Here is a 10,274-nt window from a genome sequence, read left to right on the forward strand (position 1 = left end):
CAGCAGGCCCGCGCCGAGGGCAAGCCGGGCGGCACGGTGCGCGCCGGCGTGGCGACGCCGGGCGGCGCCATCGATCCCGTCACCTACTATGACAGCGGCAGCTACCAGCTGGTTTTCCAAACCGCCGAGTTTCTCTGCATCACGCAGCCGGACCTCACTTTGAAGCCTGTGCTGGCAGAGAGCTGGGCGCCGAACGAGGATGGCAGCGTGTGGACCTTCAAGCTGCGCAAGGGCGTGAAATTCCACAATGGCGAGGATTTCAAGGCCGACGACGTCGTCGCGACCTTCGACCGGCTGGCCGATCCCAACGGCGCTTCCAACGCGCTTTCGGTGTTCAAAGGCCTTCTTTCGAAGGGCGGCACCCGGAAGGTCGACGACCACACCGTCGCCTTCCATCTCGATGCGCCGAATGGCAGCTTTCCCTATTCAGTGTCGATCGACAATTACAACGCCGTCATCTTGCCGGCGAGCTACAAGGGCGATTACGAAAAGACGTTCGAAGGCACCGGACCGTTCCGGTTGGAAAGCTACACGCCAAAGGTCGGCGCGACCTTCATCCGCAACCCCGACTATTGGGGTGAGAAGGCGCTGCCCGACCGGCTCGAATTCAAGTTCTACGGCGATGTGCAGCCACGCATCCTGGCGCTGCAGGCCGGCGAGGTCGACATTCTCGATGCCGTCCCGCTCGATGTCAGCCAGGTCGTGCTGAACAGTCCTGATATCACCGTCTTGCGTGTCGCTTCGACCGCGCACCGCCAGTTGCACATGCGCTGCGACACCGGCCCCTTCACCGACAAGCGCGTGCGCCAGGCGCTGGCGCTGTGCATCGACCGCGCCAAGCTGGTCGACGGCTTGTGCCGCGGCATGGCGGCGACTGGCAATGACAGCCCGTTCGCGCCGGCCTTCCCGGCGACCGACAAGTCGGTGCCGCAACGCGTCCAGGACATCGCCAAGGCCAAGCAGTTGCTCGAGGCGGCGGGTCTCGCCGAAGGCTTCGACGTCACGCTGACCACGCTGCGCTATTCCGACATTCCGGGCTATGCGCAATTGTTCCAGAATTTCGCCAAGGAGATCGGTGCGCGCATCTCGCTCAACATCGAGGACCAGGACAAATATTACGGCAAAGCGGTGTTCGGCCAGTCGGACTGGCTGGACAGCCCGCTCGGCATCACCGACTACGCGCATCGCAGCGTGCCAAACATCTTCCTCAAGAGCCCGTTGGTCAGCGACGGCCCTTGGAACGCGGCGCATTTCAAGAGCCCGGCCTATGATGGCATGGTCACCAGCTATCTCAAGGCGCTCGATGCCGGCGCGCAGCGCGCTGCCGCCTCCGACATCCAGAAATTGCTGCTCGACGAGACGCCTGTCATCTTCAGCTATTTCCCCGATCTGCTGGTGCCGGTGCGCAAGAATGTCAGCGGCCTTCCGCCGATCGCGGCCGGCCTGCTGCTCGACCGCGTGTCGTTGAGCTGATCATGCCCCAACGCCCGATGACAAAAGAAACAAAACGGGAGACTACCATTCGCAAGCCCCATCTGCGCGGCCGTGGGCCGCATTTTCCACTGCTCGATAACATCGTGCAGTATGAATTCGAGCCGGGCTACATAGCCTTCACCATGCCGACGCAGAAGCGCCTGCGTGTGCAGGTGGGATCGATGACCGTGGCCGATACGACCAATGCCTTGGTGTTCTACGAATCCGATCACCTGCCGGTCTACTACTTCCCGATCGGCGACGTTCGCGAGGAATTCCTGCTGCCGAGCAAGACGACGACAGAGGACCCGTTCAAGGGCACAGCCACCCACTATTCACTCAACACCGGCATCACGCTGGTCGAGGACGCGGCCTGGCGCTATCTCGATCCGGTCAAGGGCTGTCCGCCGATATCCGACTACATGTCGTTCACCTGGAGTAAGATGGGACACTGGTTCGAGGAGGACGAGGAGATCTTCGTCCACGCCCGCGATCCGTTCCGCCGGGTCGACTGCCTGCCGTCGTCGCGGCGCGTGCAGGTCATTCTCGACGGCGAACAGGTCGCCGATTCACGCCGCGGCGTGTTCCTGTTCGAGACCGGCCATCCGGTGCGCCACTATCTGCCGATCGCCGACACGCGGCTCGATATGTTCGCGCCCAGCCGCTACATTTCGCGCTGTCCTTACAAGGGCATCTCCAACTATTATCACGTGACGACCAAGGCCAAGCGTCACGAGAACCTGGTCTGGTATTATCCCGAGCCGGTGCACGAGGCGGAGCGCATCAAGGGGCTGGTCTGCTTCCACCACGAACTGGTCGACAAGATCCTGGTCGATGGCGTCGAAATCCCGAAGGAAGCCACGGCCGCGTCGAGCGGTTATTTCTGAGTATCGACGCCGCTTGAGCCATTTGCGCGCGAGCGCTTGATCGAAGCACGGCTCAGCGCATACCCTCCCTGGGCCAGGGAGGGCACTCGATGGATCTTTTCAAACTGAACGGCGATGTCGCGCTGGTCACCGGCGCCGGCAGCGGCATCGGCCAGGCAATCGCGATCGGACTGGCCGAGGCAGGCGCCGACGTCGCCTGTTTCGGCCATGCATCGAAGGGTGGGCTGGACGAAACCGCGCACCGGATCACGGCGCTCGGCCGCAAAGCGCTGGTGCTGACCGGTACAGTGACATCGCAGAGCGATCTCGCGACGGCGATCGATCGCGTCGAGAGCGAACTCGGTGCGCTCACCGTCGCCGTCAACAATGCCGGCATTGCCGGCTCCGAGCCCGCCGAGACGATGCCGCTGGAGACGTGGCAGAAGGTTCACGACGTCAATGTCGCCGGCGTGTTCCTGTCCTGTCAGGCCGAAGCGCGCAAGATGCTGGCGCGAGGCAAGGGCTCGATCATCAACATCGCCTCGATGTCGGGCACCATCGTCAACCGCGGCCTGACGCAGGCGCACTACAACTCTTCGAAGGCCGCCGTCATCCACATGTCCAGGAGCCTCGCCATGGAGTGGGCCGATCGCGGCCTGCGCGTCAATGTGGTTAGTCCCGGTTACACGCTGACGCCGATGAACAAGCGGCCAGAGGTGGCGGAAGAGGTGAAGATCTTCAAGCGCGACACGCCGATGGGGCGCATGGCGGCGCCGGAGGAAATGGTCGGGCCGACGGTGTTCCTCGCCAGCCGCGCAGCGAGCTTCGTCACCGGCCTCGACCTGATTGTCGATGGCGGCTACGTCTGCTGGTAAGAGCTCAGCTTCGCCTGCAGTCTGAATTTGTACGTCTCGCGAAGCGTTAGTCGTTGCGCGACATGAACCTTGGTATATATAATTTCATCCTATGAAACGGCCTTGGCGAGATGGGGCTTACCAGGCGGGTAGCCGAGATCATACGACCTTGATGGCTCGCACCTTGCAGGGCGCCGCAGGACTGGCAATCGATCCGCAGATGACCGCTCCCTCAGTGATCCGTCGGCAGTCATGACGCCGACACTCCGATCCTGTTCCATTATCACCAGAACTGAGCACCATCTTGCCTGCACTGGCCAAAGCCGGGGCAATAATTTGGCGCCGACGGTCTTGCGCAAAGACCAGTCTTTCCAACACAATCAAGAAAAAGCCGCAAGAAGGGAACGAACGATAATTTTCACAGCTTGAAGGAGAACAAGCATGTCATTTCGCAGCCAGATCTCGAAACTCTCGATGAGCGCCGTCGCGCTCGCGACATTAAGCCTGCTGACACCTTCCGCCCAAGCCGCCGCACCGGAATCCAACGATCCGATCAAGATCGCGCTGTTCGACTGGACCAGCGTCAACCTCAACGCCAAGATCCTCGGCGGCATCCTGGAAAAGCTCGGCTATACCGTCGAATATCCGACCGCCGACTACCTCTCCAGCCTGACCACCGGTCTCACCAATGGCGATCTCGATGTCGGCATGGAATTCTGGGACACGACCGCCGGCGAGGCCATGAAGGCCTCCGATGCGACAGGCCAGACCGAACGGCTGGGCAAGCTCGGCCCCAAGGCCAAGGAAGAATGGTGGTTTCCCGAATACATGAAGGAGAAGTGCCCCGGCCTGCCTAACTGGGAAGCGCTGAAGGATCCGAAATGCGCCGAAGCCTTCTCGACGGCGGAGACCGCACCGAAGGGGCGCTATCTCGGCGGCCCGGTAACATGGGAAGGCTTTGACGACGAGCGCGTCGAAGCGCTGAAACTGCCCTTCACCGTCATCCATGCCGGCACCGACGCGGCGATGTTCGCCGAGTTGGACTCGGCCTATCAGCGCAAAGCGCCGATCATGCTGTGGATCTATTCGCCGCATTGGGCGCCGGCCAAATACAAGGGCGAATGGGTTGAATTCCCCGAATACACGGCCGAGTGCTACAACGACCCGAAATGGGGCACCAACCCCGACGCCAAATATGATTGCGGCAAGCCGCATGGCGAGATCTGGAAGTACTCCTGGGCCGGCATGAAGGACAAATGGCCGGTCGCCTACAAGGTGGCGAAGGCCTACACGGTCGACACCGACGAGCTCAACAAGATGAGCGGCGAGATCGATCTCGGCGGCAAGACGCCGGAAGACGTCGCCGCCGCCTGGATCGCCGCCCACGAGGCCGACTGGAAAGCCTGGGCGCAGTGATCGTTCCGACTGGAAGATGAGACCCGGCAGTTGATCAGGCGGGCCTCGGTTCTTGTGCTCCAGAAGGACGTTTGAATGACGGACAAGACTGAACAGGGCGCCAAGGGGGCGGGCACGCCAAAAGATGCCCGCCCGATAAAGCTTGCCTGCCGCAATGTCTGGAAGCTGTTCGGATCGAACGCGGCCAATTTCATCCGCGAACGCGACGGCAAGGCCAGCATGGCCGACGTCACAGCTGCCGGACTTGTCGGCGCGGTGCGCGCCGTCGACCTCGAAATCCGCCAGGGCGAGATCTTCATCATCATGGGCCTGTCGGGCTCCGGCAAGTCAACGCTGGTGCGCTGCATGTCGAGGCTGGTCGAGCCGACCCACGGCAAGGTCGAATTCGAAGGCAAGGATCTGCTGAAGATTTCGGATGCAGCGCTGATCGAGCTGCGACGACACCGCATGGGCATGGTGTTCCAGAATTTTGCCCTGCTGCCGCATCTCAACGTGCTGGAGAACATCGCCTTCCCGCTCAGCATCCAGGGGCAGGATCGGCCGACACGCGAGGCACGGGCGCGCGAGGTGATCGAACTCGTTGGGCTCCGTGGCCGCGAGCATTTCTATCCGCGCGAATTGTCCGGCGGCCAGCAGCAGCGTGTGGGCATCGCCCGGAGCCTCGCGACAAAACCGGAAATCTGGTTCCTCGACGAGCCGTTCTCGGCGCTCGACCCGCTGATCCGCCGCGAAATGCAGGATGAGCTGATGCGGCTGCAAACCATGCTGCACAAGACCATCGTCTTCATCACCCATGATTTCGACGAGGCGATCCGGCTGGCCGACCGCATCGCCATCATGAAGGATGGCGAGGTCATCCAGATCGGCACGCCGGAGGAGTTGGTGGTCAATCCGGCGACCGACTATGTCGCCGAGTTCACCCGCGACGTCGACCGCGCCAAGGTGATTTCGGCACGCAGCCTAATGCGCGCCTGCGACGGCTCGGAGCATGGCGGAACGGTGGCGCCGGAGGCCAAGATCGCCAGCTTCTCGGCCGGTATCGTTGCCGCCAACAAGCCGTTCGCGGTGGTCAACGGCACCGGCAAGCCGATCGGCGAGGTGACGCCGCAAGCGGTGATCGATCTGCTGGCCGGCATCGATCGCTCAAGGGTCGGCGCATGACGGTGACAGCAAGCGCCAGCGAGACGCGGTCGCGACCGATTCAGGTCTGGCTGCTGGTCTGGGCGGCAGCGCTTGGCGCCGTGCTTGTCGTGTTCCTGTTGCAGGACCGCCTGCCCTGGGCCGTCAACTATCCGGCAAGTGCCGTCGTGCCGGTCGCCGATTGGGTCAGCGCGCTGATGCGCTGGATCAAGTCGAACCTGTCCTGGTTGACCCGCTCGATCACCGCTGTGCTCGGCGTTCCCCTCGATTTCGCGCTCAATCTACTGGCCAAGAATTTCAAGATCGGCCACGGCGCTGACGCCTATATCCTGCCGCGCCTGTCCTGGGTCGGCGTCTGCGCCGCCGCCTTCCTCGCCGGTCATGCCGCTGGCGGCAGAAAACTCAGCCTGCTGGTCGGCGGCTGCTTCCTCTACATCGCCCTGTTCGGCCAATGGACCAGCGCCATGCTGACGCTGGCGCTGATCTCCATCGCCGTGCCGTTCTGTATCGTCACCGGGCTGTTCGCCGGCATCTGGGCGTGGCGCAGGCCATGGGCCGAAAGGCTTATCGTCTCCCCTGCCCTCGACCTGATGCAGACGATTCCGACCTTCGCCTATCTCATCCCGATGCTGCTGCTGTTCGGCAACAGCCCGGTCTCGGCGATGATCGCGACCGCCATCTTCGCCACGCCGCCGATGGTGCGGGCAACGATGCTCGGCCTGTCGCGGGTGCCGTCGGAGATCGACGATTTCAGCGAGATGGCAGGCTGCACGGCGCGGCAGAAACTGTGGCGAGTGCTGCTGCCCTCGGCACGGCCGACACTGATGGTCGGCGTCAACCAGGTGATCATGCTGGCGCTGAACATGGTGATCATCGCCTCGATGATCGGCGCCGGCGGCCTCGGCTACGACGTGCTCCTGGCGCTGCGCGCACTGAAGGTTGGCGAGGCGATGGAAGCCGGCCTTGCCATCGTGGCACTGGCCATTGCGCTCGACCGGCTGAGCCAGGCCATCGCGCACAAGCAGGCAGAGGGGAATACCCATCAGCAGGCGGGCCCGAGCTTCTGGCAGCGCTATCCCAATCTGACGCTGGCGATCGCCATCCTTGTGGTGACGACATTTCTCGGCCTGTTCGTGCCGGCCTTCGCGGGAGTGCCAAAAGCGATCACCTTCACCACCGCGCCGCTGTGGAAAGCAGCGGTGAACTGGGTGACGATCAATTTCTTCGACACGATCGAAGCGTTCCGCGTGGCGCTGATCCTTAATTTGCTGAACCCGCTGCGTGCCTTTTGCGAAGGGTTTCCCTGGCTGGGCGCGGTGTTCCTGCTCGGCCTTGCCGGCTATCAGCTCTCCGGCCTGCGGCTGGCCGCGCTGGTGGCAGCGCTGACTGCCTTCTGCGCCATCACCGGCCTGTGGGAAAAGACCATGGCAACCGTCTATCTCTGCGGTATCTCGGCCTTCATCGCCTGCCTGGTCGGCATCCCGATCGGGCTGATGGCTTCAAGCAGCGACCGCTTCGAGAAGATCGTCACGCCGGTCATCGACACGCTGCAGGTGCTGCCATCCTTCTGCTTCATCATTCCGGTGGTGATGCTGTTTCGGGTCGGCGATGTCACGGCGATGATCGCCACCATTGCCTTCGCCGTGGTGCCGGCCATCCGCTACACCAATCACGGCATCAGGCAGGTGCCGCCGGCGCTGATCGAGGCGGCAAAGGTGTCGGGCTGCACGCCGCGCCAGACCTTCTTTCGCGTGCAACTGCCGCTGGCGCTGCCGGAGATCATGCTGGGCGTCAACCAGACGATCCTGATGGCGCTGGCGATGATCATCATCTGCGCCATGGTCGGCACCCGCGATCTCGGCCAGGAAGTGTTCATCGCGCTGTCCAAGGCCGATTCCGGCCGCGGCATCGTCGCGGGTCTGGCCATCGCCTTCATCGGCATTGTCGCCGACCGGCTGTTCGGCGCCTGGACGGCGAAGGCCAGGGCAAGGCTGGGGTAGCAGGCGCCGCCCTACTCCGCCGCGACGCCCTTCACCTCGAGATAGCTCTCCATCGAATCGTCCAGCGCCTGCAGCCACGGCGTATGATGCAGCGGCGCCATGGTGCCCGTCATCAGCGAGCGGTAGGCGTGGTCGCGGAAGCCCATGATGTTCTCCGCCTTGTGGTGTTCCCATTCCATGAAGGTCTGGTTGACCGCCTCGACGTCGAAGCCCGGATAGTCGGTCTGGTCCATCAATTCCTTGGTGTAGTCGCCCTGGAACCAGATCATCTGCTCGGCGTCTTCGAGCGTCTCCTCGCGTGCGCGCCATTTCGCGCCGTGCGCAGCCATCGCCTCGGCCGAGGGCAGCTTGATGCGGCCCATGATGACGTCGCGGGCGAACCAGGCCTGCGCGTCGAACATGTTGAAGGTGTAGAACTGATCCTGCATGCCGATATAGGAGAGCTGCGGGTTCTTCTCCCAGACGACGCCTTCATAGAGGTCGAGCGGCCACATGCGGTTGGCGGTCTTGAGCTTCAGATCGTCGGTGAGGAAGGGGAAAGAATGGAGATAGCCGGTGCACAGGATGATGGCATCAACGTCTTTCGTGGTGCCATCCTTGAAATGCGCGGTTTTGCCGACGACCTTCTGTAAGAGCGGCACCTCTTTCCAATTCTCCGGCCATTTGAAACCCATCGGCTTCGAGCGGTAGCTGGAGGTGATGGATTTGGCGCCGTATTTGTAGCATTGCGAGCCAATGTCCTCGGCCGAATAGGAGCGGCCGATGATCAATATATCCTTGCCCTTGAATTCCATCGCGTCGCGGAAATCGTGGCTATGCAGGATGCGGCCGTTGAAGGTCGAAAAGCCCTCGAAATAGGGCACGTTGGGCACCGAGAAATGCCCGGAAGCGACAACGACATTGTCGAACTCTTCCGAATAGGTGACGTCGTTGGTGCGGTCATGCGCGGTGACGGTGAATTTCTTCGTCTCGTCGGAAAACGTCACCATGCGCACCGGGCTGTTGAAGCGCACCCATTTGCGAAGGCCTGATTTTTCGACGCGTCCCTTGATGTAGTCCCACAGCACGGCGCGCGGCGGATAGGAGCCGATCGGCCGGCCGAAGTGCTCCTCGAAAGTATAGTCGGCGAATTCCAGGCACTCCTTCGGTCCGTTCGACCAGAGATAGCGGTACATCGAGCCGTGCACCGGATCGCCATGCTCGTCGAGGCCCGTGCGCCAGGTGTAGTTCCACAGGCCGCCCCAGTCCGACTGCTTTTCGAAGCAGACGATTTCGGGAATGTCGGCGCCCTTGTCGGCCGCCGACTTGAAGGCCCTGAGCTGTGCCAGGCCGGACGGGCCGGCTCCGATGACGGCAACGCGACTTTTCATGGCAGGCCTCCCGATCTGGTTTCGACTTTTGTCTTGACGCAATTCCCGAGGGGAAAGCGCTATGCGCTTGTCCCGGAATTGCTCTTACGAAACAAATTTCACTCACAGGACAGTAATTGGCCCTTTCGTGCTGTCAACAGCCCGATGCTGAAACAAGGTTTCGCCGATGTGGATTTCCCGCGAAAAACCGGACGCGGCCAAACATCATTATCATGCGCATGCGCGTTCACGCGACTTGCCGTCGCAGTTGCGCTCCTGTATCGGCACCTGACATGTTCACCTAGAGTGAAATAAATCCCAGGAGTGCCGGGGGCGACATGGCGAAGAAGGTTTCCGATCCCAAGGCTGGTCTTGCCGGTGCGACGGCCAAGCCGCTGCCAAAGGTCTCGGCCGACGGCAAGACCATCCGCGCGCCGCTGACGCAGAACCCGCATGCCATTCGCGACACGCGCGAAAAAGTGCTGGAGGTGGCGATCGGCCGCGAGGTGCGGGCCTTCCGCAAGAAGCTCGGCATCACCGTGGCTGATCTCGCGGTCGCCACCGACATTTCGCTCGGCATGCTGTCGAAGATCGAGAATGGTATCACCTCGCCGTCGCTGACCACCTTGCAGGCACTGTCGCGGGCGCTCGGCGTTCCGGTCACCGCCTTCTTCCGCCGCTTCGAGGAAGAGCGCAGCGCCGTCTTCGTCAAGGCCGGCCAAGGTCTCGATGTCGAGCGCCGCGGCACCCGCGCCGGCCACCAGTATAACCTGCTCGGACATATCGGTTCCAACACCAGCGGCGTCGTCGTCGAACCCTATCTGATCACGCTGACCGAGGATTCCGATGTGTTCCCGACCTTCCAGCATGAGGGCATGGAGTTCCTCTACATGCTCGAAGGCGAGGTCGTTTACCGGCACGGCAGCAACCTCTACCCGATGAAGCCCGGCGACAGCCTGTTCTTCGACGCCGACGCGCCGCACGGGCCGGAGCAACTGACGAAACTGCCGATGCGCTATCTGTCGATTATTTGCTATCCGCAGAGCGCGGGTTAAGCGGGACTCGATCTCCCCTTGGTCTCTCGTGAGGAGATCGGCTTCGCGACGGCTCCTCTTTTGCACTGGTGATTGGCGAAAGCTGAAGTGACATTCGATCTCCCCCCTGGAGGGGGAGATG

8 protein-coding genes are annotated in these 10,274 nt (G+C 62.3%); 7 read left to right on the forward strand and 1 reads right to left on the reverse strand.

Annotation, left to right across the window (positions count from 1 at the left end; all coding sequences use genetic code 11):
- The 6 genes from EN984_RS09800 to EN984_RS09825 form a co-directional block, all read left to right on the forward strand.
- Positions 1-1,473, forward strand: a 1,473-nt coding sequence (locus EN984_RS09800) for an ABC transporter substrate-binding protein (protein ID WP_164765422.1), incomplete at its 5' end; no start/stop codon positions are given.
- Positions 1,470-2,360 (forward strand): DUF427 domain-containing protein, encoded by an 891-nt coding sequence (locus tag EN984_RS09805; RefSeq protein WP_164748763.1) that lies wholly within the window; start codon positions 1,470-1,472, stop codon positions 2,358-2,360. The genes EN984_RS09800 and EN984_RS09805, both read left to right, overlap by 4 nt.
- A gap of 89 nt (positions 2,361-2,449) precedes the next feature.
- The gene (locus EN984_RS09810) at positions 2,450-3,214 is read left to right on the forward strand and encodes an SDR family oxidoreductase (RefSeq protein WP_127270269.1); all 765 of its coding nucleotides are present in this window, start codon (positions 2,450-2,452) and stop codon (positions 3,212-3,214) included.
- Between the two features lie 420 nt (positions 3,215-3,634).
- Positions 3,635-4,609, forward strand: a complete 975-nt coding sequence (locus EN984_RS09815) for an ABC transporter substrate-binding protein (RefSeq protein ID WP_127270272.1) — start codon at positions 3,635-3,637, stop codon at positions 4,607-4,609.
- Between the two features lie 75 nt (positions 4,610-4,684).
- Positions 4,685-5,770: a glycine betaine/L-proline ABC transporter ATP-binding protein gene (locus tag EN984_RS09820; protein ID WP_127270274.1), complete on the forward strand. Its 1,086-nt coding sequence runs from the start codon at positions 4,685-4,687 to the stop codon at positions 5,768-5,770.
- Positions 5,767-7,749, forward strand: coding sequence for an ABC transporter permease subunit (locus EN984_RS09825; RefSeq protein ID WP_127270277.1), 1,983 nt, complete (start codon positions 5,767-5,769; stop codon positions 7,747-7,749). The genes EN984_RS09820 and EN984_RS09825 overlap by 4 nt, the downstream gene beginning before the upstream one ends.
- An 11-nt stretch (positions 7,750-7,760) precedes the next feature.
- Here EN984_RS09825 and EN984_RS09830 read toward each other — a convergent pair whose 3' ends face one another.
- Positions 7,761-9,119 (reverse strand): NAD(P)/FAD-dependent oxidoreductase, encoded by a 1,359-nt coding sequence (locus EN984_RS09830; RefSeq protein ID WP_127270280.1) that lies wholly within the window; start codon positions 9,117-9,119, stop codon positions 7,761-7,763.
- 317 nt (positions 9,120-9,436) lie between these two features.
- Between EN984_RS09830 and EN984_RS09835 the strand changes: the two genes are divergently transcribed.
- Entirely contained in the window at positions 9,437-10,153 is a 717-nt protein-coding gene (locus EN984_RS09835) for an XRE family transcriptional regulator (protein ID WP_127270283.1), read from the forward strand.
- The last annotated feature ends 121 nt before the right edge of the window (positions 10,154-10,274 follow it).

Source organism: Mesorhizobium sp. M7A.F.Ca.CA.004.12.1.1 (assembly GCF_003997835.1).
In the GTDB taxonomy this organism is placed as follows: Bacteria; Pseudomonadota; Alphaproteobacteria; order Rhizobiales; family Rhizobiaceae; genus Mesorhizobium.